Genomic DNA, 24,151 nt, shown 5'->3' on the forward strand with positions numbered 1-24,151 from the left:
GATATAATCGGCGATTTATATAAAGACTATAGAAATTGAGTTAATTAAGGTATGAAAATGGATTATAAAGAGAGTTTACTATTACCAAATACTAAGTTTCCAATGAGAGGAAACTTACCACAGAATGAACCTAAAAGATATAAATTTTGGGATGATTCAAAAGTTTATGACAGAATGAAAGAGAATAGAAAAGGTGCTCCTTCATTTACACTACATGATGGACCTCCATATGCAAATGGACATATTCATATTGGACATGCATTAAATAAAGTATTAAAAGACATTATTGTTAAATTTCACTATTTTGATGGAAAATCTGTTAGATATGTTCCAGGTTGGGACTGTCATGGTTTACCAATTGAACAAAAAGTTGAAGAAAAAATTGGTAGTTCAAAGAAAAAAGAGTTACCTAAATCAAAAATTAGAGAGTTATGTAGAGAACATGCTTCAAGATTTATTGATATTCAAAGAGATGAGTTTAAACAATTAGGTGTAATTGGGGATTGGGATAATCCTTATTTAACAATGGACTTTAAATTTGAAGCTAATATTTATAGAGAGCTTTGTGCAATTGCAAAACAAGGTTTATTAGTTCAAAGAAGCAAACCTGTATATTGGTCATGGGCAGCTCAAACTGCATTAGCTGAAGCAGAAGTAGAGTATGAAGATAAAACATCTCCTTCTATTTATGTTGCATTTAAACATGAAGAATTAGACGTAAGTGTAATTATTTGGACAACAACACCTTGGACACTTCCTGCAAATACAGGAATTGCTTTAAATGGTGAAGAAGAGTATGTTTTAACAAGTGATAAATTCATTGTAGCTAAAAAATTATATAACTCATTAATAGAAAATGAAGTAATAAAAGGTGATATTGTAGATTCTGTAAATCCAAAAGATTTAGAAAACTCTCATGCAATTAATCCATTAAACGGAAGAGAATCTAAAATTATCCTTGGTGAACACGTTGAGATGGATGCTGGTACAGGAGCAGTACATACAGCCCCTGGACATGGAGAGGATGACTACAAAGTAGGTCTTAAATATGGTCTTGATGTTCTTATGCCTGTTGATGCATATGGTAAATATGATGAAACAATTGTAAGAGAAAAATTATTTAATGATACAGAAAAATATTTAGGTCTTCATGTATTTAAAGCAAATGAACTAATTTTAGAAGAGTTAGGTGAAGCTTTATTAAAACATACAGATATTAGACACTCATATCCACATTGTTGGAGAACACATAAACCTATTATTTTTAGAGCAACTAAGCAGTGGTTTATCTCTATTGATGATGAGTATGGACAACAAAATAAAACACTTAGACAAAATGCTTTAGAAGTTGTAGAGAATCTAAAATTCTATCCAGAGTGGGGAAGAAATAGATTAAAATCTATGCTTGATGGAAGACCTGATTGGTGTATCTCTAGACAAAGAGATTGGGGTGTACCTATTGCCTTCTTTGTGAGTAAAAAAACTGGTGAAGTTATATTTGATGAGAAAGTATTAAATTATACTGCAATGATTTTTGAACAAAAAGGTTGTGATGCTTGGTATGACCTTTCAATTGAAGAGTTATTATATCCAGGAAGTGGATTAAATCCTGAGGATTTAGAAAAAACTATGGATATTTTAGATGTATGGTTTGATTCTGGTTCTACTCAAAATGCAGTTTTAAGATCTAGAAACTATGATGCAGGAACATTCCCCGCAGATATGTATTTAGAAGGAAGTGATCAGCATAGAGGTTGGTTCCAATCTTCACTTTTAACAACTCTTGCTTCAAGTGAAGTAGCACCGTATAAATCGATTTTAACACATGGATTCACTGTTGATGAAAAAGGTGAAAAGATGTCTAAATCAAAAGGAAATGTTGTTGCTCCTGATAAGGTTATGAAACAGTATGGTTCTGAAATCTTAAGAGTTTGGGTTGCAATGAGTGATTATCAATCAGATTTAAAAATCTCTGATAATATCTTAAAACAAAATGCTGAACTTTATAGAAAAATTAGAAATACAGCAAGATTCCTTTTAGCAAATATTGATGATTTAGATGCAATTGTTGATGTTGAAAAAATGGGTGAATTAGATAAATGGGTTTTAAATAAAGCTAAAAAAGTTTTTGATGAAATTGAAGATTCTTTCTCATCTTATGAGTTCTCTAAAGGTTTAAATAAATTAAATAACTTCTTAGTTGTTGATTTATCAGGTATCTATTTAGATGTTTGTAAAGATAGACTATATTGTGATGATAAAAATGATATTCATAGAAGAAGCTCTCAAAGTGCAATGGCAATTATTGCGAAAAAACTAATTTCAACATTAGCTTGTATTTTAACTTATACAATGGATGAGTTATTAGAGTATGCACCTGAATTTATAAAAGGTGATGCAAAAGATATCTTTGATTTTGAAAAACAAATTTTACCAGTAGTTGAAACTAATCTTAATGAAGAAGTTTTATTAAAAGCTAAAGAAAAATTTTCTGAAGCAATTGATACACTTAAAAAAGATAAAATTATCAAGTCTACATTAGAGCTACAAATTGTTACTGATTCAAGTGACATTTTATCTTTAGATGCAATAGAAGCAAGTGATTGGTTTTTAGTAAGTTCTGTATCTAAAGAAGCTTCAGTTAGTGAAGCTTTAGCTAATTTTGAGATTGATGGTTCTTCATTTACTATTTCAAGAGCTAATAAAGCAAAATGTCCAAGATGTTGGAAGTTTACTTCAGAAAGTGAAGATACACTTTGTTCAAGATGTGAAAGTGTGTTAAGTTAATGTTTGAATCTGAAGTAACATTAAACTTTATATTCTCGACAATAGCAGTAATTATATTTTTTACTGCTATGGGAATAGTTTATGTTAATAAAAAGAGTAAAGGTAAGTAGATATGATGCCATTTTCTGATGAAGACTTAAGACCACCAGTAAGTAATATTATTGAAACAAGAATTGCTCCAATGCTTGCAAGAGATGGTGGCGCTATAGAGTTATTAGATATAATAGGTGGAAGAGTATTTGTACAGTTACAAGGTGCATGTGTAGGATGTAGTGCAAGTGGAAGTACACTAAAATTCATTGTAGAAAAAGAGTTAAAAGCTGCAATTCATCCTGACCTTCAAATTGTAAATGTACCACAAGGTATGGAAAATAATTTACAGGAGCTTTAATGATAAATGAGAATAGATTATTTAATGAAGCAAATAGATATTTTTTAGATAAAAATTTTGAAAAAGCATTATTTATATATTCACAACTATCATCAAACTTTCCAGAGAATAAAGAGTATCCTATTTATGCTCTTTTTTGTGATATTGCAAGTGAAGATGAACAAAAAGCAATGTCCTTATATGACTATTTTTCAATAGCAAAAGATGAAAATATTGAAGAAGCTATCGCTTATGTAGAAGATGTAATTAATGCATATGATGGTGATATGGATAAGATGATGGAGATACTTAAGGATTTAAGTTCTTCAACTATAGATTCTCTTGATGCTATTAAATATGAAGATTTTAAAAGACTTATTGAATCAAGAGGTTCTTTTAGAATAGCTTTTGAAGATATTATGTTTTCTACAAAAGTTGCAATTGAATCAAAAGAGGATTTTTTTGATTTTGTAGATAAGCTAATAGAGAATGATTTTAATAGTACTGCTTATTCATATTTAGATGGCTTTAATGAATATTTTTCATATGATTCTAAAATAGAAGAACTTTATAAAAAACTAGAAGAGAAAAAACTTGCAATTAATCATAAATAATAAAATTTTCACAGATAATTCAAATGAAGCAGTAAAAGGAACAGTTTTTGTTCTTTCAAAACAAAATGAAAAGTTTAAAGAGGCTGCTATAGCAAATGGTTGTGAAAAGATAATTAAAGCAGATGAATTAAAAAACTATTTTGATATGAGTTCTATTAAAGTAATCGGTATTACTGGAACAAATGGTAAAACTACAACAGCGGCTGCTATTTATTCTATCCTTTTAGATTTAGGGTATAAAGTTGCCCTACAAGGAACAAGAGGATTTTTTATAAATGATGAGAGAGTAGAAGAGTACTCTTTAACAACTCCTGTTCAGCTTGGAAATTTTGCTCATATTCAAAAAGCAATTGAAAATGAGTGTCAGTTTTTTGTAATGGAAGTAAGTTCTCATGCTATTGAACAAAAAAGAATTGAGGGCTTAGAGTTTGAATTAAAAATTCATACAAATATTACAAGAGACCATTTAGATTATCACAAAACAATTGAAGAGTATATCAATGTTAAAAACTCTTTCTTTGATGATAATAGTAAAAAACTAATAAACAAAGATGATAAGGTAGTTAAGTTTAATCCAACAAATGCTTTAACTTACTCTTTAGATAATCCTTCAACTTATAAAGTAAATGCCTACTCTTTTAAAAATGGAACAAATGTAATGTTCTCTAAAATAGAAGAGATGTATTCGTATTCTTCTACTTTAATGGGTATTTTTAATATCTATAATTTAACAGCAGCAATTGCCGCAGTTGATATGGTTACAAGTAATAGTTTAGATGAGATATGTGCAGTTGTTGAAAATTTTGCGGGAGTTAGTGGAAGAATGGAAACAATTAGTACCAAGCCTTTTGTAATAGTTGATTTTGCACATACTCCTGATGGAATGAAAGAAGTATATGAAAGCTTCAATCATAAGAATATAATAACAGTATTTGGAGCAGGTGGGAATAGAGATAAAGAGAAAAGAGCACTTATGGGACAAATAGCTTCAAAGTTTGCAAAAACTATTATTGTAACTAGCGATAATCCTAGATTTGAAGACCCTGATTTAATTATTGAAGATATTTGTAAGGGTATTAACAATAAAAATAATCTTTATATTGAGGTAAATAGAAAAGAGGCTATTAAAAAAGGTATTGAACTTGCAAGACAAGATGAAGATTCAGTACTTTTAATCTTAGGAAAAGGTGATGAACCTTATCAAATTATTTATGACCAAAAAATGCCTTTAAGTGATAAAGAAGAGGTTTTAAAATATCTTTAAGAGACTAAAAGTAGAGTTTATCTACTTTTAGTTTGAAGTTCATTCATTAATCTATTTGTATTTCTTATACTTATAAAAATAGTTGCTAAAAGTAGAATAAAAGCAACTATTATTGAAATAGTTACTGCCTTACTACTTGAAAGTTCAGCACTCATTTTAGAAGTTTTATCTTTTTTCTTCTCTTTAACAACTTCAACTTTTTCAAAACCACCTTTTGGAGGAATTCCTTCTTTTATAACAATATGTCCTGGACCTCCATCAAGTAAAACTTGATAGTTTACTTTAGGTATTTTTATTGTAAGTTCATTTGAGTCAGGTAATCTTTGTTCAAAAAGTATTTCTCCTGATTCAATTGCTTGTAGTTTTACAAATGCTCCAGCAGCACTCTCTCCTGTATTAAATACTCCTTCTACTGTAATCGTTCCATCTTGATTATCAAAGATATTTAATAATAAAGAGTGTGAATATAAAGTAGCTGGAATTAAAAATATTAATATTGTTTTTAAAAGTTTATTCATTGTTTTGCCTTTATTTTCCAAAATTGTTTTGCTTCTTCTCTTTCTTTAGGAAGTTTTTTAGATATATATATTAAAAGAGTTCCAAATAATAATAGTCCGATATTTACTCCTAAAATATTTCCCATACCATTAATATATAAATCACTAGGACTAAAATTAGAATTTATAGTATGAAAAAAAGTAGAGAGTATAAATAAGATACCTCCTAGGAATAAAAACTCCTTTGAAGCTTTATATGAGTTTATTCTAAAAAATGACCAAAATAGGGTAAACAACCACACATTATAGAAAATTCCTTGTTGCCATAAAACTCTATCTTGTAAATCAAAAGGTAGAGCCCATTGTAATACAAAAAGAGAAGCAGTTGCTGGAATAACTCCTATCATACTAGCTAAGCATAATTTTCCAAGCCAATGATAAAAAGTGATTTTCCCATCATATTTTTTAGCTTTCTTTTCTAAATAAAGCATTACCCCAAAGCCAATAGCAAGAGCACAAAAAGACATAATAATTGCAACTGCAAGTCTTGAAAAAATATCTATTCCAAAAAGAAAGTGTAAGAAAAATAGTCCTTCTGCAACAAAAACAGGCCAAATCTTATCCATAACTTTTTGTTCTTTTATTAATTCAGCAGTAGTTGCACTTAAAGTTATAGAGGGTTTATTAAAGATTCCACCATTTAAAAAGGGTTTATAAGGGTTATAACCAATAATTTCAACTTGAGCTGTTTTATCATTCCAATTGATTAATCTTACTTGTTTTAAATCTAATTGAGGGTTAATCTTTTTAGCTTTTATTAAGAGTTCACTTATTGGAAGCATTGGCTGGTTTATCTCTGCTTTTTTTAGAGGTTTTGCTTGAGGGAATAAAATAGTTCCTACTACACCATCTATAGCATTTGCTTCACCTTTAGTTAATATTTTTGCCATAGGAGCTGAACTTATTAACCCTACATTCATCACTGCACCGCTTAGAGTAATTAAGAAAAAGGGAATAAATGCCCAAGTAAAAACTTTCACATGGATTTTAGAGAAAACTGCTTGTTGGGTTTTCCCTTGATTTTTAAATTTCATTATAGTAATAAGTATAAGTCCAGTTATAATTAAAACCATAGTTCCAACTGCAACTAAACCAAAAGAGACTCTTCCTATTACTTTTAAAGGTTGCCCATAATGTAACTCATTTAAAAACTCTGCTAAATGAGTCTGCTCTTTTGTTTCATTATTTAGTTTCTCATTTGTTTTAGGATTAAATGCAAGAGGTTTTGCAAATCTATGTGTAATAACAACAGCTGGGTCTTCCATATTTCCGGGAAGATTTATCATTAGATTGTTTTTTGGATAATTTGGCTCTTTTAAAGCCTCTTTAATCATGTAGTTATAATCAATTTTTGTAATATCAACCTTTTCAATATGTCTTGAGGGTTTTTCCCAAGTTTTAATATAAGGAAGTAAGATAGCAAATACTCCAAAAAAGATTGCAATATACATAAGTATAGAAAAAGTTACTCCAGCTGCTATATGGATTCTAAATAGTCTTTGTTTAAATAATTTTGATTTTGATTCTTCCATTTTGATACCTTAATATAAAATAATTAGTGCTATAGAAAATAGGCTTGTAGGTATAATAAATCTATATAGTGCTTGAAGTTTAGATATTGAAAGAGCTATCCAAGTAGTTGCACATGCCCAAACAAAAGTATTAAACATAATTGATAAAATAGCAGCCTCCTTTACTTCCATAAAAGGAAGTAGGGCAAAAAGAGTCATTCCCAAATAAGCAAGAAGCAAGCCTCCAATAATAGAAAGGACTCCTCTAAATAAACCAATTTTTTTTCCATCTTTTTCAGGGCTATTCAAGTAAGTGTATATATTTTTTAACATTTTTTACCTTTTATTTTCAAAGAGAAAACTCTTTGAAAATATAATTAGAATTTATAGCTTATTGTTGCCATAATTGTTCTTGGCGTACCCGTATATACTCTTGGAGATAGAATAGCTCCTTCTACATACTCTTCATCTGTTAAGTTTTGTACATTTAAACTTGCTTTCCAATTTCCTTTTTTATATCCAAGTGTTGCGTTATAAATAATTTCAGAATCAAGTTTTAAATCATTTGCATCAGTTGTATATCTACTTCCTAAAAATCTAGCACCACCACCTATATATGTGTTTGGAAGATTAAATGAACTTAGATGATATGTTGTAAAAATATTTGCAGTATGTGTTGGAATATTTTTCAGTCTATTATTATCATTATCTAAGTCTTTAGTTTTTGTATAACCATATGAAGCAACAATTGCCCAATCAGAAGTAATTTGTCCTGTTAGGTCAAATTCTATACCTTGAGACTCTTGTTTTCCACTTGCTTTATAATATGTATTTGGAGCAAGACCTTGTACTAAAGGAACATTCTCTTTTTCAATTTTAAAAATTGCAGCAGTAAGATTTAGTTTGTCATTTAAGAACTTTTGTTTAATACCTATTTCATAACCTTTCCCCTCTTCAGGGTCAAGAATTTTGTCATTTTCATCCATATTTGTATTTGGAGTAAATGATTCAGAATAGTTTGCATAAACTGATGTACTAGGAGTAACTTTATATACTAAACCTAATGAAGGTGTTAAGGCATCACTTTTCTGTCCATCTTTTGGTTTTGATTCACTATATCTTACTCCCGCATTAAGGATTAAATTATCACTTAAATGAATACTATCTTGTAAGAAAATACCCCAAGATTTGTTATATATTTTTTCACTTGTCATATCTCTAGCTGTTGGATGGTCAGATAAAGAAGTTAGGTCTTCATAATCTGGATTACTTAAGTCAAGATTATAAGCAGTAAATGGGTCAAAATGCATAAAAGTTCTTGAATAAGCTTTATTATAATCAGCACCTAAACTAATATTATTTTTTACATTAAAAATATTTAACTCTTTGTTTAAAGTATATTGTAGGGCATGCTCTGAAAACTCTTGTCGTTGATAAGCATAAACTCTTTTTACCTTATCAGTAGCTTCATTATAAGCAAAGGGCATATGAACATCACCATTAAATCCCACATAATCAATATATCTATATTTGAAATTAGAGTTCCAAGTATCAAAATTACTATCTAAATCAAAACCTATTATCTTTTGAGTTTTTTTGAATTCTTCATCTGGGTTTGAGCTAATATTCTCAATAGGAGCTATAAGTTTTCCTTTGCTAGTTATATATGTACCAAAAGAAGAGGGTGATTTCTCTTTTAAATATTCAGCCATAATAGAGAAACTATGATTATCATTAATATCGTATGCAATAGTTGGAGCAATAAATAATCTATTTATATCTGTATTTGAGTTAGTATAGTCTTCTCCATGTTTTAGACTTGTTACAACTCGATATCTTAATGATGAATCATTATTTAGACCTCCTCCAAAATCTGCATTTGTAGTATATGCTGTATGTTCATCAATTTTAAGTTGAACTTCTCCATGTTCTTGTTTTTGAGGTTTTTTCTTTACTAAATTAATTAAACCACCTGGACTTGACTCTCCATACTGCAATGAGTCTGGACCTTTTAATACTTCAATAGCTTGTAAATTATATAGTTCTTGGTTTGCAGTACTATTTGTAATTTTCATACTATCTATTAAAATAGGAACATTTGAAAATCCTCTCATTCCTATTTCAATACTTCTTCCATGATTGTTACCTTGATAAGTAGTGTTTGAAGACATTTTAATTATGTCATCTAGTGTTTGAGGCTGATAATCTTCAATAAAATTTTCATTGAAGATTTGAATAGATTTTGCACTATCTTCTATATCAATATTTGTTCTATTTATAGAAGGTTCATCCATACTTATATAATTTGAAGCTTGTGAACCAACAATAGTTACTGTATCTAATTTTTTTGTCTCTTTTTCTGTATCATTTGCGAATAATGATGTACTAGCAATTAATAAACTAGAAAGGTAGATTGATATATTTCTTTTAGAAAAATATAATTTCATTAATATACTCCTTATTAAATTATGGAATATTACTATTAATGATTATGATTATCAATATATTAAAGTCAAAAAAGGGAATTTTTTATATAAGAAAGGGAAAAATATTAGTTAAATTCTTTTTTATATTTACTAGGAGAGATATTAAAATAGTGCTGAAAGAGTTTACTGAAGTTACCTAAGTGTTTATATCCAACTTTTGAGCAAACCTCTTTTACTGTAAAATCTTCTTGTAAAAGCTCTTTTGCTTTATTAAGTCTTTGTTTTTGTAACATCTCATATACAGTCATGCCATAATACTTTTTAAAATCTTTTTTTAAATAACATTCATTTATTGCTGATTTGTATGCAATCTCTTTTATTGTAAGGTTTTCAAAATAAGATTCATTTATTAGTTTTTTTGCTTTTTCTAAAGAGTTAATTATACTTTTATCTAAATTATATGTTGAGTTTATATTTGAGATTATTTTTTTAATTGTGTATTCAATTAGATTCATTGTTTTTGATTCAAGATTTAAATCTGTAAGTAAGTATTCATCTTTAGATTTTTTAGAAAAGGCAGATAAAATCTCTTTTTGTTCAGGGTCTATTTGACCCCCTTCAACAATTGCATAATTTTTATTTTTAGCTTCTTTCATCTTTTCATTTAAGTTTTTTAGATTATGAGCAAGTTTTAAAAATAGTTCTTCTTTAATTCCAATTGTTAACATATTGTATTTAGCACTTTTTTTTATGCTAACATCGACAAGAAATTTATCTGAACAAAAGCCTAAAAAATAAGAGTTTTTTTTAAGTTCAAAAGTTGAGTTATCCTCAAAGGTAAAAGAGTAGTTATTCCCAAGATTAAAAATTAAAACTGCACCTGCAACATTTGATCTTTCAATTAAGATTTTGTTTTGGTTTAATAAAAAGCTACTAAGAAAAAAAGCAATACCACTTCCTGAATCATAGCCAACATAATTGCCTAACCCATATTCAGGTTTAACATTACATATAAAGTTTTCTCTTGAAAAAGGATTTTTGATTGTTTTTATCTCTTCAAAGATATCAAAGTATTCAATTTTACTAATTTTGTCCATAAAATGGATTGTACAGTTATTTCTTTAAAAAAACAAATGTATATTTAAATATTATTTAATAGCTATTTATTGCTTGTTATTAAGGTTTTCAACGAAGTTATTATTTACTTTCAGTTGTATAAAAACCTTTTATAATAACACCTTTATTATCTTTTGCTGATTTAACATAATAGTTTGTAGGAGTTACTACTGCATATTCGTTTAGATTGTCTCTAATAAAAGAAGCAGTTTCAATTACTCTTTCTCTTGAGAAACCTCTTATTAAATACTCTCTAACTCTTTTTTGTACATGTTTGGGTTGATTTTGTATATCATCTTTTATTTCATTATAAACTACATTATCTTCATCTGCAACTACTGCAATAATTTCTATTCTTGTAAGATTTTTAGTATTTTTTACAAAGTTAGTAATTCTCTCTTGGCACTCTTTTGTTAAAAGAGAACTATCTGCTTTAAAATCATAACATCTTAAAATTTTTGTTTTTTGTGTATAGTAAAACTTTCTAAAGTTTTTATTATCTAAATCAACAACTTTTGTAACTACTTTCTCTTTTACTACTTCAACTTCTTTTATTACTTCAATCTCTTTAGGTTGTTGTTCTACAACTTTTTCAATTATTACTTCTTTTTCTACTACTTTAGGTTCAGTTTCTAAAACCTTTTTTTCAAGAAGATAGTAGATTATAGCACTAAGAGTAATAATTATAATCAATGATAAAGAATAAACAATATAGTTTATAAATCTGATTTTATTTGTATTTCTGATTTTAGGTTTTGCTTGTGGGCTAACTTTAGGAATAGAGTGGGCTGGGTTTATTGTTTTTTGCTTTTTAGTGTTTGAAGAAGTCTTTGGTCTATCACTAGATTTTGTATTTTCTTTTAGCTTCTTTTCAATATTCTCTTTTGAGATAGTTTGACTTAGTACTTCTTTTAATTTTTCCGTATTCTTTTTTTCCAAAAAAATGCCCTTATTCTCTGTTTTTTAAATAAATCAGAATGATTAGTGATATGATAGCTAAAAATAGTGGATAGAAAAATAAATAACTTTTAAATGTAAGCTTATTATTATCAATTTCACTTTTTTCTAGTTTATTAATCTCTTCATAAATCTCATTTAATTTATTTTTTGAATTTGCTGAAAATGATTTTCCTTCTGTCTGCATAGCAATTTGGTTAAGAATTATTTTATTTGAGTTTGCAATACTTATTGTGTAAACTTTAATAGAATATTTTTTTAGAAGTTTAAGTGCTATTTCTAAAGGAATTGTACTTGCATTATCTGCTCCATCACTTAATAAGATGATAACTTTAGATTTAGCTTTAGAAGATTTTAGTATATTTGTTGAAGAAACAAGAGAATCAATAAGTGCAGTTTTATCTCCTACAATACCAACATCAAGATAATCAATAATTTCAAGTTGTGCATCTTTGTCAAAACTTAAAGGTGTTGCCATCATTACTGAACTTCCAAAAACTACAATTGATATATTATCTTTTACTCTTTTAGGAATAAACTCTTTTACAATATCTTTTACAACTGTAAATCTAGTCTCCATAGGGTTTAAAGGATTAAAACCCAATTCATTCATAGAACCACTTGTATCTAAACTAAGAACAATATCAATCCCATCATTTTTAATAATTTGAGTATCAAAATTTCTATAAGGTGAAGCCAAAGCAAAAATAGTACCTAAAATAACAAGCGCTTTTAAAAGAGTCTGCATGGCACTTGTATTTGTATGTGTTTTTGAAAATATTGTTAAATGAGGAACAATATATGTTGGAATTTTAGCTTTACAATATAAAGAGCAAATAACAAAAAGTAATATCAAAACTAGTAAATAAGGGTATTCAAATCTTATAGAAAGTAAATAATTAAACATCAACACTATCCATAAATCTATTAAATAAGATTTTTACTTCATTATCTATAGAAGTTACTTCTTTTTTATATTTATATTTTTCGAGCTCTTCAATTAACTCTTCAATTAACTTTTTTTCTCTATCAGAACTAGCTAAAAGTTTTCCATATTTTGTAATTTCATAGGCACTTTTTTTTGCTTGCTTAAAATCAACATTTTCTAATATTTCATAATATGTTTTTCTTTCATCTTTTTTTCTATTTTTAAAAAGTTTATAAACTAAATAAATAAGAAGAACTACAATTAAGATAGCAATACTTAATAAGAGAAGATAAAGATAAAATGAGAAATCAGGAATTTCAACAAGACTCTTTATATCGTGTAGTTTAATCTCTTGATTCATCTCATTAGCCTTAAAAGTTTTGCAAGAGGTTCTTCATGGGTATATATTTTTACAAATCTAATTGAACACTTTTGTAGATGTTCATATAAATAGTGGTCGTTTTCTTTTACTGCTTCTTCATATTTTTTTATTAAAGAGTTATTAATATTCCCATCAAAATTATAACCATTTGCAGGGTCAACTAAATTTACATTTCCTAAGTTTGCAGGTTTTTCTTCAAATTTATCCCTTATAATAATTACTATGATTTCATGTTTTTTATTTAATGTTCTTAAATCTAACTCTTTTATATCAAAAAAGTCTCCTATTAAGAATATTGTAGATCTCTTTTTTATTTTTAAAAAAAGTTCTTCACAAATAGTTTTTATTTTTTGTTGTTTTCCAATAGATTTATAATTAAAAATCTCTTCACACATTTTATTTACTGCAAAATTTCTTTTTGATTTTTTTGTAAGTAATTGAAGGTTTTCATTTGCAATATATGAACTAAAAGGGTCACTTTGTTTAATACATGAGTAAGCAAGAATTGAACAAATCTCCGTAATAAGCTCTTGTTTGAATTTTTTAGTTCCAAAATATACAGAACCACTTAAAATAGGAACAATTGAAATATTTAACTCTCTTTGTGCATGGAAAACTTTCACATATGGTTTTTTGAATTTTGCACTAATTACCCAATCAATATTTTTAATATCTTCTCCATACTCATACTCTTTTAATTCTAAAAAGTCATAACCTTCACCTTTTAGTAAAGTAGAGTTATTTCCAATATTTTCTGAAAAGACTTCTCTTTTTGTTTTAATTAGGATTTTTCTTAAATTATGATTCATCTAAGGGATATCTATTTTTTCCATGATTTTTTGAATTAATTCATCTGTAGTTTTTTGCATAGCTTCTGCTTCATAACTTAGAATAATTCTATGTCTTAAAATAGCTTTTACTACAAGAGCAATATCAATAGGACTTACATAATCATTTCCTCTAATGTAAGCCATTGCTTTAACTGCTTTAAACATATCTATAGTAGCTCTTGGACTTGCTCCAAATTGAATATAATCAGCAATCTCTTCTAAACCATACTCTTTGGGTTCTCTTGTTGCACAAACAATATCTACAATATATTTTTCAAGCTCTTCATCTATATGAACTTTTGCAATTTCTTCTTTTATTAAAGATAGAGTCTCTTTATCTAAAACTTTATTTAATGAAATACTTTGTGTTGAGGTAACTCTTTTAGCTATTTCAAACTCTTCTTCCTTTGTGTTGTATCCCACAACAATTTTAAACATAAATCTATCAAGCTGTGCTTCAGGAAGTGTATATGCTCCTTCTTGTTCAATGGGGTTTTGTGTTGCTAATACTAAGAAAGGAGAATCAACTTTAAAACTATCTTCTGCTATTGTTACTTGTCTTTCTTGCATAACCTCTAAAAGTGCAGATTGTACTTTTGCAGGAGCTCTATTTATTTCATCTGCTAGTAAAAGATTTGTAAAAATAGGTCCTTTTTTTATTTTAAATTCACCTGTTTTCATATCATAAATTTGTGCACCAATAATATCACTTGGTAATAAATCAGGAGTAAATTGAACTCTTTTAAAATTAAGGTTTATAATATCTGCAAGAGCTTTTACTGTAGTTGTTTTTGCAAGACCTGGTACTCCTTCTAAAAGGATATGACCATTTGTAAATAACCCAATAAGTAGGGCATCAATCATCTCATTTTGACCAACGATAACTTTTGATAATTCAATTTTAATTTCTTCTATTTTACTATTAAGCATTCTTCTCTTTCATATTAAAATTGAAGTATTTTATCAAAAGTTATGTTTTTTAAACTTGAATTCTAAAAAAGGATATTTATTTTTTTACTTTTACTATTTTTTCTTTAGCATCAATCCAAGCATTAATCCCACCTTCTAAATATAAGGGATAGATATATCCTTTTTTCTCATATAATAGTTCTGCACCATGTTTTGCTTTTTCCCCATCTTCACTAATTAATACAAATTTTATATTAGTATTTCCAACTAAATTTATAAAAGAGTTTAACCACTTTTCTTTATTAATAGTTCCATCTTTTTTATAAAAACTTAATCTATATGAACTAGGTATAATTCCCGTCTCTTTGATATCTTTTTGTTTTCTAATATCAATAATTTTTATACCTTTTTGTTTAAGTTCTATAAGTTCTTTTACATCTATACTTTTTACTTGTGCATTTAAGAATGTGCTATTTAATAAGATAAATAAAATAGCTAGGCTTAAAAATTTAAAACTTTTCATTAAAAATCCTTTTTTTTATTATTTTTTAAAAGTATTATATCATAAAGATTTATGAAAAATCATTTAAAGTAGAATTAAAGATTGATTAGCTAAAATCACGACTCTATTTCTAAAATAGAAAGTCACATGTGTCAATCCTGGTATGGGTTGTGACAAGTTACAAACTTGCCATTAAGGGGCACAGAGGCTAAAAAACCCTAAAAAATTAAAACAAGGAAAAAACTATGGTTACAATGAAAGACCTATTAGAGTGTGGTGTACACTTCGGACACCAAACAAGAAGATGGAATCCAAAAATGAAAAAATTCATTTTCGGTGTTAGAAAAAATATTTATATTATCGATTTACAAAAGACATTAAGATATTTCAGATATACTTATAATGTAGTTAGAGATGCAGCAGCAGAAGGTCAAACAATGATTTTTGTTGGTACTAAAAAACAAGCTAGTGAAGCTGTAAAACAAGCTGCTATTTCTTGTGGTATGCCATACGTTAACCATAGATGGTTAGGTGGTATGTTAACAAACTACGGAACTATTAAAAAATCAATTAGAAAATTAGAAGTTATTAAAAAAATGAGAGAAGAAGGACAATTAGACCTTCTAACTAAAAAAGAAGCTTTAATGCTTACAAGAAAAGAAGAGAAGTTAGAGTTATACCTTGGTGGTATTAAAGAAATGAACAAACTTCCTGATATGATGTTCGTATTAGATGCTGTAAAAGAAAAAATTGCAATTAAAGAAGCTAGAAGACTTGGAATTAAAGTTGTTGCTCCTTTAGATACAAACTGTGATCCAGATGTTGTAGATTTCCCAATTCCAGGAAATGATGATGCAATCAGATCAATTCAATTATTCTGCAACGAAATGGCAGAAGCTATGAATGAAGGTAGAGCTGCTTTAGCTGATGAAACTGGTGAAGAAGTTGCTCCAGTATCTGCTGAAGAAGCACAAGAAGTAGTTGCTGAAGCTGTAGCAGAAGGTGAAGCTGAAGCAGTAGAAACTGAAGAAACTACAAAGGAAGCATAATATGGCAGGAGCAACTCCAAAACTAATTAAAGAGTTAAGAGAAAAATCTGGTGCAGGAATGCTTGATTGTAAAAATGCATTAAATGAGTGTGATGGAAACATTGAAGAAGCAATGAAATTTCTTAGAGAAGCTGGTTTAGCAAAAGCAGCTAAGAAAAGTGGAAATGTTGCAGCAGAAGGTTTAATCACTATCTTAATTAATGAAGATAATACAAAAGCTTCAATGACTGAGGTTAACTCTCAAACTGACTTCGTTGCTAAAAATGATCAGTTTATTGCATTAACTAATCAAATTACAACTCACGTTCAAGATAATAATTTAAATGATGCAGAAGCTTTAGCTAACTCTTCAATTGAAGGTCAAGAGTTTACTACATTTTTAAATGAAAAAATTGCAGTTATCGGTGAAAACTTAGTTGCAAGAAAAGTTATTACAGTTGAAGGTACTGTTGTAAATGGATATGTTCACATGGGGAAAGTAGGGGTTATCCTTGCTGCTAAATGTGATGATGCTGCAAAAGAAAAAACTGCTGATTTACTAAAAAAAGTTGCAATGCACGCAGCTTCAATGAAACCATCTGTAATCTCTTATACTGATTTAGATGCTGAATTTATTGAATCAGAAAACAAAGCAATTATTGCTGATATTGAAAAAGAGAATGAAGAGTTAGTAAGACTTGGAAAGCCTTTAAAAAATATCCCTCAATTTGTTTCTAAACAACAATTAACTGATGATGCAGTAGAAGCTGCAAGAAATGAGATGAGAGAAGAGTTAATCGCTCAAGGTAAACCAGAAAAAATTATTGACAACATCGTTGCTGGTAAAATTTCTAGATGGATTGAAGATAACTCTCAATTAGATAGAACTCATGCATTATTATCACAAACTTACGTTATGGATGATTCAATGACTGTTGAAGAAGCTATTAAAGCTGTTGATGCATCAATTGAAATCGTTGAGTATGTAAGATTTGAGCTTGGTGAAGGTATCGAGAAAAAAGAAGAAGATTTCGCTGCTGAAGTAGCTGCTCAAATGGGTAACTAATTACTATTTTAGTAAATAATAATGAAGATGAAGTAATGGGTGAACAATTAGATAATATATCACCCATTACGGAACATACTACTTTGCTAGAAGCAAAAAATTTATCTCACGAATTTGATTACAAACTTTTTGAAAATATTAACTTTAAAGTAAAAACTCAAGAATCAATCTCTATAATTGGAATGAGTGGAAGTGGTAAATCAACTCTACTTAATATTTTATCCTCTTTATTAAAACCTAAATCAGGTGAAATAATCTATAATAATAAAGACTTATATGAATTAAAGAAAAAAGAACTTTTAAATATAAGAAGAGAAGATTTTGGTATAATATTTCAAGCACATTATCTATTTCGTGGTTTTTCTGCAAGTGATAATTTAAAGATTGCAACACTATTAAGTCAAGAAGAAGTTGATAATGAACTTCTAAAAAAACTTAATATTGAATTTGTATTAAATCAAGGAGTTGGAGAACTAAGTGGAGGACAACAGCAAAGATTGTCTATTGCTAGAGTTCTTACAAAAAAACCCAAAATTATATTTGCAGATGAACCAACTGGTAATTTAGATAAAGATACAGCTCAAATAGTTATGGATACACTATTTGACTATATTAAAAAGAATGATGCAGCATTAATATTAGTAACACATGAAACTGATTTAGCTAATCAGTGTAATAAAGTATATAAATTAGAAAACCTTCAATTAAAGGAGTTGAAATAAATATGGACTTGATACTAATTACAAAGACTCCAATAATTGAAAAAATATTTAAACTTGTATGTAAAAAACTAGATTTAGAAGTTATTATAAAAGATAGTACTTCTTTTGAAAAAGAGGAAGTATATGATCTTATCATTGTTGATGAAGAGTTTATTAATGATGATTTTAATAGTTTAAAAAGACATACAAAAAAACTTGCTGCAATTACAAGTGAAGAGCTTCCTTTTGAAAAATCAAGAGATTTTATAATCAATAGACCTTTTTTACCAACTACACTAGAAGAGTTACTTTCAGAACAAATTGAGTATATAAAAGAAGATGATACTACTAAACAAGACATAAAAAACGCTGCAAATGAAGAAGAAGTTGTAGCAAATTATGTCGAATCCTTAGCCGATGATATTGCTTATAATATAGAAGAAGAGAATGATGAATCAATAGTAAGTATTGCCTCTTTAAATCAAGGTGGAATCCTAGATAATAGTGAATTAAGTAAAATTAGTGATATTCTACATGATGAAGAGATTGAAAGAGAAGTATTAGTTACTGAAAATGATTGGAAAGATATCAATGAAATTATTGATGATGCTTTAAGTGAAGTAAGTGAATATGAATTTAATTTAGATAATAGTGATGATAAAGAGCAACCTATCAAAGTATTATTAAATAATTACTCAATTGAAGAGCTTAAACCATTTTTACAAAAGTTTAATCAAAATGTAATTGATAGACTTTCTAATGGTGAAGATATAGATGTTAGATTAAGTTTAAAGGTAGATAACTAATGGATAAAAAAGGTGCTATTTTAATTCTTTCAGGACCTAGTGGTTGTGGAAAGTCAACACTTTTAAAAAAAGTTTATGAAAATATTGAAGATTACTATTTCTCTATTTCTACAACAACAAGAGAACCAAGAGAGGGTGAACAAAATGGTGTTGACTATTTCTTTGTAAGAAAAGAGGATTTTGAAGAAGATATTAAAAATGGTCAATTTTTAGAGTGGGCAGAAGTTCATGGAAATTACTATGGAACTTCGTTAAAACCAATAAAAGAGGCTTTATCAGAAGGTAAATTAGTGATTTTTGATATTGATGTTCAAGGACATGAAATAGTAAGAAAAAAACTAGAAAAAGTAGTTACCTCTGTATTTATTACAACACCATCTTTAGATGAGTTAGAAAGAAGATTAACTAATAGAGATACAGATACAAGTGCTGTAATTGCTAGAAGAATTGAAAATGCAAAATATGAAATCAAATCATTTCAAAAGTATGATTATTTTATTGAAAATGATGATTTAGAAAAAGCAAGTAATGAGCTAATCTCTATTGCAAAAATAGCTAGAATAAAATCTAAGCTATTTGACAAAGATGAGTTAATTAAGAACTGGTTAGGAAACTAGTCTTAATTAATCTGATCAAAACTTAAAGGTGCATCGAAGTAGTACCCTTGGCAGTAATCAACTCCAATTTCTTTAATTTGATTATAAATTTCTTCACTTGAAACAAACTCTGCAACTGTTGCAAAACCGAATCTCTTAGCAAATTCTGTAATTGTTTTTACAATAATTTTTTGATTTTCTGATGAATCAATATTTTTAATTAAACTACCATCTATTTTTACATATGAAATTTTTAAATTTACTAGCATATTAAAGTTTGAGTATCCAGCTCCAAAGTCATCAACCCCAACATTACAACCATAAGATTTTACTTTTTCAATAAATTTAAATACTTCAGAAAAATCTGAAATCTCTTCTGATTCTAAAATTTCAAATTCTAAAAGATGTGCATGTTCTTTATTCTCTTCTATAACAGAGTAAATATAAGACATAGTATTATCACTTGCAATATCTTCAAAAGAGATATTTACAGCTACTCTTTTTGCTTTTTTAATAATTAAATTAAAAGCCTCATTAATCATAATTTTTATGATATTAGGATAAAGCTTAGCTTTTTTTGCAATATCTAAAAATTGAAATGGACTAACAACAGTTCCATCATCTTCTATATATCTTATAAGTGCTTCATATTTATATACTTCTTTTGTCTGAGTATTTACAATTGGTTGAAAATACCCTCTAAAGTTATCATTTTTAACACCATTTTTAATCTTTTTAATCCATTTGATATTCTCTTCAAATGATTCTTGAATATTAAATGAATCATCATAAATAAGAATTGGTTCAAATTTTCTTCTTGCATAAGAGACAACTCTTTGTGCATATTTATAGGCATTGGCATTTTCACTTTTTGCAATACCAATTGTGATATTTAAATCAATCTCATGTTCATCGATATAAACAGGATCTTCTTCTATATAATTTTCAAAACTTTTACATAGTTCATATAGGTCTTGAACATCTGTATTAAATTCATTCGCTACAACTAAAAACTTATCAGCTTCAATTCTGTAAATTCTAAAATCTTCTTTATTAAAAAACTTTCTTAATGAATCAGCAAATTCAATTAATACTTTATCTCCATTTGTTTCACCAAAAAGGTCATTAATAGTAGAAAATTTATCTATATTAATCATTGCCATTAGACCTTGCTCTGTTATCTCAAGATCTTTTTTTAGTTTATTTCTATTAGGAAGATGAGTTAAGTTATCAACATATAAATCTTTTAATTCATGGTACAGTAATGATTGACTCATTAGTTGAAGAAGTTTTTTCATATCAATAGGTTTTAATACATATTTATCAACACCTATATCAATTGCTTCTAATAAATATTCTGTATTTGAAAAAGCAGTAGCTACGATAATTGGAATGTTTGGATTGATTTTTTTAATCTCTCTAATCATTTCAAGGCCATTCATAATAGGCATATTTACATCAGTAATAATAATATCTATTTCTGATTCATGTTCTTTAAAAAGTTCTAACCCTTGCGCACCATTTTCAGCAACAAGTTGTTTTTTGGTAAAGCCTTTTAAGATATTAAGTGTTATTTCTCGTAATGCAGCTTCGTCCTCCGCATAAAGAATTGTTATATTTTTTAAAATTGCGACATTTTCTATCATTAAGACTTACTCCATATATATTACGATATAATATTATACTATATATTAGATGAATATTATACGTAAGAAATATATAATATTATTTTAGGAAATTTAGTGTCAAAGATAAAATGCGATCACTGTCATTTAGAGTTTGATGATAGTGTAATGATAAAAGAAAACAGTTTGAATTTTTGCTGTAAAGGTTGTCAAGGTGTTTATCATCTTTTAAAAGATGATGGCTTAGACTCTTTTTATGATAAGCTAGGAAATAAAACTATTACTCCTCCTATTGAAGTAGATGATGATATAAATAGATTTGATACTAAAAGTTTTGAAGAGATGTTTATTACTACAAATAGTGATGGTTTTAAAGAGATTGATTTAATCATTGAAGGTATTCATTGTGCTGCTTGTATTTGGCTAAATGAGAAAGTACTTTATAATACAGATGGCATAGTAAGTGCTGAAATTAACTTTACAAATAATAAAGCAAAAATAGTATGGAATGATGATACTGTTAAATTATCTGATGTTATTAGAAAAATAAGAAGTATTGGATATAACGCATATGCTTATGATGCTAGTGTTGCTGATGAACAAGCAGTAAAAGCAAAAAGAGATTATTTTATTCGTATGATGGTTGCAGTTTTTGCAAGTATGAATATTATGATGCTTTCTGTGGCAAAATATACTGGTTTCTTTACTGGAATGGATGAAGAGATTAGAACTTATGTTCATTTAGGGGAGTTTATTCTTGCAACTCCTGTTCTTTTTTATTCGGGATGGATATTTTTCCGTGGTGCATACTATGGTTTAAAAAATCGTATTTTAAATATGGACTTTTTAGTTAGTTCTGGAGCTTCTTTAACTTATATTTATTCACTTTTTATTCTTTTTGGAGCAAAAGGAGAGAGTTATTTTGATTCTGTTGCAATGATTATAACCTTTGTTCTTGTTGGAAAATACTTAGAAGTAATCGGTAAAAAAAGTGCAGTAGATACTCTTGACAAAATTAAAGGAACACTACCATTAGAAGCTACAATTGTAGATAATGGAGTTAAAAAATCAATACCTTTAAATAGTATCAAAGTAGGGGATATTATAGAGTTAAGATCAGGTGAAAAAGTTTGTATTGATGGTTTAATAACTAGTGGAGAGGGAAATTTTGACGAGTCAAGCTTAACAGGAGAATCTTTACCTGTATATAAAAAGATAGGTCAAAAAGTATTTAGTGGTACTATTAATAGTGATAGTGTTATTAGATATGAAGCTATAAAAACTTATAAAGATTCAACTTTAAACTCTATTGTGACACTTCTTGAAGATTCACTAAGTTCTAAACCACAAATTGAACATAAAGCAAATGAGGTTTCAAAAGGTTTTACTCTTACTATTCTTTCTTTATCTTTACTTACTTTTTTAGTTTGGTATTTTTTGGGAATAGATTTAGGTTTTGATTATGAGGGAACTAATCATTTTGAAAAATCATTTATTGTTGCAATTTCAGTAATTGTAATAGCTTGTCCTTGTGCTTTAGCTCTTGCTACACCAATTGCAAGTTTAGTTGGTATCTCAGAACTTGCAAAAAAAGGTCTTTTATTTAAAGAAGCAAAATATATTGAGTCTATGGCTAAAGCTGATACTTTAGTCTTGGATAAAACAGGAACAATTACAAAAGGTGAATTAAAAGTTAAAAAGATGAGAATCTTAGATGATAATATTCATAAACTAAATCTTTTATATTCACTTTTAGATTCTTCAAATCATCCAGTTTCTAAATCAGTAAAAAAACATTTAGAGAAGAAATTTAGCCTTTTAAATAAAGAGATTTTTGATGTAAAAACTATAGAAGCAAAAGGAATAAATGCTAAATATAAAAATGTTGATGGTAAACTATTTCATCTTTTGGGTGGAAACATTGAATTATTAAGAGAAAATAATATTAGTTATAAATTTGATTCTTCAAATACAGTTTATTTATTTGCTATAAATAGAAGAGTTATTGCAACTTTTGAATTAGTTGATGAGATAAAAGAAGGTGCAAAAGAGCTTATTGAAGATGCTTATAATAATGGTTTAGAAGTTGTAATGCTAACAGGGGATAATGAAAGTGTTGCCTCTAAAGTTGCTTCTAAAGTAGGAATTAAAAATTTTGTTGCAGAAATTAACCCTATAGAAAAAGCAAAATATATTGAGAGTTTAAAAGAAAAAGGAAAAGTTGTAATTATGGCAGGAGATGGAATAAATGATTCTATTGCTTTAGCTAAATCAGATGTGGCTATAGCAATGGGTAATTCTTCTGATATTACGATTTCTGTTTCAGATATAGTTTTACTAAATAACTCTTTAGAGAGTTTGTTAAAAGCCTTTAAAATTTCAAGAAGAACATATAAATTTATAAAACAGAATCTTACTTTATCTTTAGTATATAATGCAATTACTATACCTTTAGCTATGGCTGGATTTGTAATACCTTTAGTTGCAGCTTTATCAATGAGTTTAAGTTCACTGTTAGTGGTTGCAAATTCTATGAGAATTAAACAAAAAGATTAATGGGATAAAAAAATGATAAATGATACTTTATTAATGATGTTAATTGTTGGACTTGTTGTATCTTTTGCTATTTTAGCAGTATTTATTTGGGGTGCAAAAGGCGGTCAATTTGATGATAGTAGAAAAATGATGGATGGATTACTTTTTGATGGTACAGATGATTTAAATGATGCTATTAAAAAAGAGGAAAAAGTAAAAAAAGCAAAAGAGGATAAAAAAAGTGAATCATCAAAAAAATGATTCACTTTTAATAAATAAAAAGCTAATTAGAACGCAGCAATTTGCTTAGCTAAATCTTCAATATCAGCATCAGAAAGTCTTGCAACTTGACCTTTCATAACACCTTTCATTGGTCCACCATAAGAACCATCTTTGTAACCTTTTAATGCAGCAACAGTTTTTTCAACTGGCCAACCTTTAATTACAGCAGATTTTCCTAAAGCAGGTTTTTCAGCAGCAGCTCCGTGACATCCAGCACATGGTGCCCAGTTTGCAGCCATTAAAGACGCAGCAGCAATCATTGTTCCTAAAACAATCTTTTTCATTTATTCTCCTTAATTATAAAAGAATAAATTTTAGCAATTTATTCTTTTATTTAACTTATAAATTTCTTTAATATT

At 27.8% G+C, this 24,151-nt stretch carries 24 protein-coding genes; 11 read left to right on the forward strand and 13 right to left on the reverse strand.

Annotation, left to right across the window (positions count from 1 at the left end; all coding sequences use genetic code 11):
* Positions 1-57 precede the first annotated feature (57 nt).
* The 4 genes from ileS to ABIV_RS03015 all read left to right on the forward strand — a co-directional run bounded on the left by ileS (position 58) and on the right by ABIV_RS03015 (position 5,035).
* Positions 58-2,787, forward strand: coding sequence for an isoleucine--tRNA ligase (gene ileS / locus ABIV_RS03000; protein WP_114838483.1), 2,730 nt, complete (start codon positions 58-60; stop codon positions 2,785-2,787).
* Positions 2,788-2,899: 112 nt separating this feature from the next.
* The gene (locus ABIV_RS03005; RefSeq protein ID WP_114838484.1) at positions 2,900-3,178 is read left to right on the forward strand and encodes a NifU family protein; all 279 of its coding nucleotides are present in this window, start codon (positions 2,900-2,902) and stop codon (positions 3,176-3,178) included.
* Positions 3,178-3,771, forward strand: coding sequence for a hypothetical protein (locus ABIV_RS03010; protein ID WP_114838485.1), 594 nt, complete (start codon positions 3,178-3,180; stop codon positions 3,769-3,771). Before ABIV_RS03005 ends, ABIV_RS03010 begins: the two co-directional genes overlap by 1 nt.
* A complete protein-coding gene (locus ABIV_RS03015) occupies positions 3,752-5,035 on the forward strand; it encodes a UDP-N-acetylmuramoyl-L-alanyl-D-glutamate--2,6-diaminopimelate ligase (protein ID WP_114838486.1) in 1,284 nt (427 codons plus the stop codon). Before ABIV_RS03010 ends, ABIV_RS03015 begins: the two co-directional genes overlap by 20 nt.
* Before the next feature lie 17 nt (positions 5,036-5,052).
* Here the strand turns inward: ABIV_RS03015 and ABIV_RS03020 are convergent, their stop codons facing one another.
* From ABIV_RS03020 to ABIV_RS03070, 11 genes are all read right to left on the reverse strand, one after another.
* Positions 5,053-5,553, reverse strand: a complete 501-nt coding sequence (locus ABIV_RS03020) for a hypothetical protein (protein ID WP_114838487.1) — start codon at positions 5,551-5,553, stop codon at positions 5,053-5,055.
* On the reverse strand, positions 5,550-7,124 hold the full coding sequence (locus tag ABIV_RS03025; protein WP_114838488.1) for a PepSY-associated TM helix domain-containing protein: 1,575 nt from the start codon (positions 7,122-7,124) through the stop codon (positions 5,550-5,552). The genes ABIV_RS03020 and ABIV_RS03025 overlap by 4 nt, the downstream gene beginning before the upstream one ends.
* 9 nt (positions 7,125-7,133) lie before the next feature.
* The gene (locus tag ABIV_RS03030) at positions 7,134-7,436 is read right to left on the reverse strand and encodes a hypothetical protein (protein WP_114838489.1); all 303 of its coding nucleotides are present in this window, start codon (positions 7,434-7,436) and stop codon (positions 7,134-7,136) included.
* A gap of 44 nt (positions 7,437-7,480) precedes the next feature.
* Entirely contained in the window at positions 7,481-9,550 is a 2,070-nt protein-coding gene (locus ABIV_RS03035; protein ID WP_114838490.1) for a TonB-dependent siderophore receptor, read from the reverse strand.
* A gap of 104 nt (positions 9,551-9,654) precedes the next feature.
* Positions 9,655-10,626: a helix-turn-helix domain-containing protein gene (locus tag ABIV_RS03040; RefSeq protein ID WP_114838491.1), complete on the reverse strand. Its 972-nt coding sequence runs from the start codon at positions 10,624-10,626 to the stop codon at positions 9,655-9,657.
* Positions 10,627-10,726: 100 nt separating this feature from the next.
* Complete coding sequence (locus tag ABIV_RS03045) at positions 10,727-11,584, reverse strand: hypothetical protein (protein WP_114838492.1); 858 nt, start codon at positions 11,582-11,584, stop codon at positions 10,727-10,729.
* Positions 11,585-11,594: 10 nt separating this feature from the next.
* Positions 11,595-12,509, reverse strand: a complete 915-nt coding sequence (locus tag ABIV_RS03050; RefSeq protein WP_114838493.1) for a vWA domain-containing protein — start codon at positions 12,507-12,509, stop codon at positions 11,595-11,597.
* Complete coding sequence (locus ABIV_RS03055; protein WP_114838494.1) at positions 12,502-12,891, reverse strand: hypothetical protein; 390 nt, start codon at positions 12,889-12,891, stop codon at positions 12,502-12,504. The genes ABIV_RS03050 and ABIV_RS03055 overlap by 8 nt, the downstream gene beginning before the upstream one ends.
* On the reverse strand, positions 12,888-13,721 hold the full coding sequence (locus tag ABIV_RS03060; RefSeq protein WP_114838495.1) for a DUF58 domain-containing protein: 834 nt from the start codon (positions 13,719-13,721) through the stop codon (positions 12,888-12,890). The genes ABIV_RS03055 and ABIV_RS03060 overlap by 4 nt, the downstream gene beginning before the upstream one ends.
* Entirely contained in the window at positions 13,722-14,672 is a 951-nt protein-coding gene (locus tag ABIV_RS03065) for an AAA family ATPase (RefSeq protein ID WP_114838496.1), read from the reverse strand.
* A gap of 76 nt (positions 14,673-14,748) precedes the next feature.
* Positions 14,749-15,174: a rhodanese-like domain-containing protein gene (locus ABIV_RS03070; RefSeq protein ID WP_114838497.1), complete on the reverse strand. Its 426-nt coding sequence runs from the start codon at positions 15,172-15,174 to the stop codon at positions 14,749-14,751.
* Between the two features lie 224 nt (positions 15,175-15,398).
* Between ABIV_RS03070 and rpsB the strand changes: the two genes are divergently transcribed.
* The 5 genes from rpsB to gmk are packed head-to-tail and all read left to right on the forward strand — an operon-like array spanning position 15,399 to position 19,371.
* A complete protein-coding gene (gene rpsB, locus ABIV_RS03075; RefSeq protein WP_114838498.1) occupies positions 15,399-16,202 on the forward strand; it encodes a 30S ribosomal protein S2 in 804 nt (267 codons plus the stop codon).
* A 1-nt stretch (position 16,203) separates the two neighbouring features.
* Positions 16,204-17,247 (forward strand): translation elongation factor Ts, encoded by a 1,044-nt coding sequence (gene tsf, locus ABIV_RS03080; protein ID WP_114838499.1) that lies wholly within the window; start codon positions 16,204-16,206, stop codon positions 17,245-17,247.
* 35 nt (positions 17,248-17,282) lie between these two features.
* Positions 17,283-17,969 (forward strand): ABC transporter ATP-binding protein, encoded by a 687-nt coding sequence (locus tag ABIV_RS03085; protein ID WP_114838500.1) that lies wholly within the window; start codon positions 17,283-17,285, stop codon positions 17,967-17,969.
* A gap of 2 nt (positions 17,970-17,971) precedes the next feature.
* Positions 17,972-18,754 carry a hypothetical protein gene (locus ABIV_RS03090; RefSeq protein WP_114838501.1) on the forward strand — a complete coding sequence of 261 codons (783 nt, stop codon included), beginning with the start codon at positions 17,972-17,974 and terminating at the stop codon, positions 18,752-18,754.
* Entirely contained in the window at positions 18,754-19,371 is a 618-nt protein-coding gene (gmk, locus tag ABIV_RS03095) for a guanylate kinase (protein ID WP_114838502.1), read from the forward strand. The genes ABIV_RS03090 and gmk overlap by 1 nt, the downstream gene beginning before the upstream one ends.
* 2 nt (positions 19,372-19,373) lie before the next feature.
* Here gmk and ABIV_RS03100 read toward each other — a convergent pair whose 3' ends face one another.
* Positions 19,374-20,996 carry an EAL domain-containing response regulator gene (locus tag ABIV_RS03100; RefSeq protein ID WP_114838503.1) on the reverse strand — a complete coding sequence of 541 codons (1,623 nt, stop codon included), beginning with the start codon at positions 20,994-20,996 and terminating at the stop codon, positions 19,374-19,376.
* Positions 20,997-21,092: 96 nt separating this feature from the next.
* Here ABIV_RS03100 and ABIV_RS03105 point away from each other — a divergent pair, with 96 nt between their 5' ends.
* Positions 21,093-23,531 carry a heavy metal translocating P-type ATPase gene (locus ABIV_RS03105; protein WP_114838504.1) on the forward strand — a complete coding sequence of 813 codons (2,439 nt, stop codon included), beginning with the start codon at positions 21,093-21,095 and terminating at the stop codon, positions 23,529-23,531.
* Positions 23,532-23,543: 12 nt separating this feature from the next.
* Complete coding sequence (ccoS, locus tag ABIV_RS03110) at positions 23,544-23,771, forward strand: cbb3-type cytochrome oxidase assembly protein CcoS (protein ID WP_114838505.1); 228 nt, start codon at positions 23,544-23,546, stop codon at positions 23,769-23,771.
* Between the two features lie 26 nt (positions 23,772-23,797).
* Here ccoS and ABIV_RS03115 read toward each other — a convergent pair whose 3' ends face one another.
* Positions 23,798-24,076: a c-type cytochrome gene (locus ABIV_RS03115; RefSeq protein ID WP_114838506.1), complete on the reverse strand. Its 279-nt coding sequence runs from the start codon at positions 24,074-24,076 to the stop codon at positions 23,798-23,800.
* Positions 24,077-24,151 lie beyond the last annotated feature (75 nt).

This window comes from Halarcobacter bivalviorum (genome assembly GCF_003346815.1).
Lineage (GTDB): Bacteria > Campylobacterota > Campylobacteria > Campylobacterales > Arcobacteraceae > Halarcobacter > Halarcobacter bivalviorum.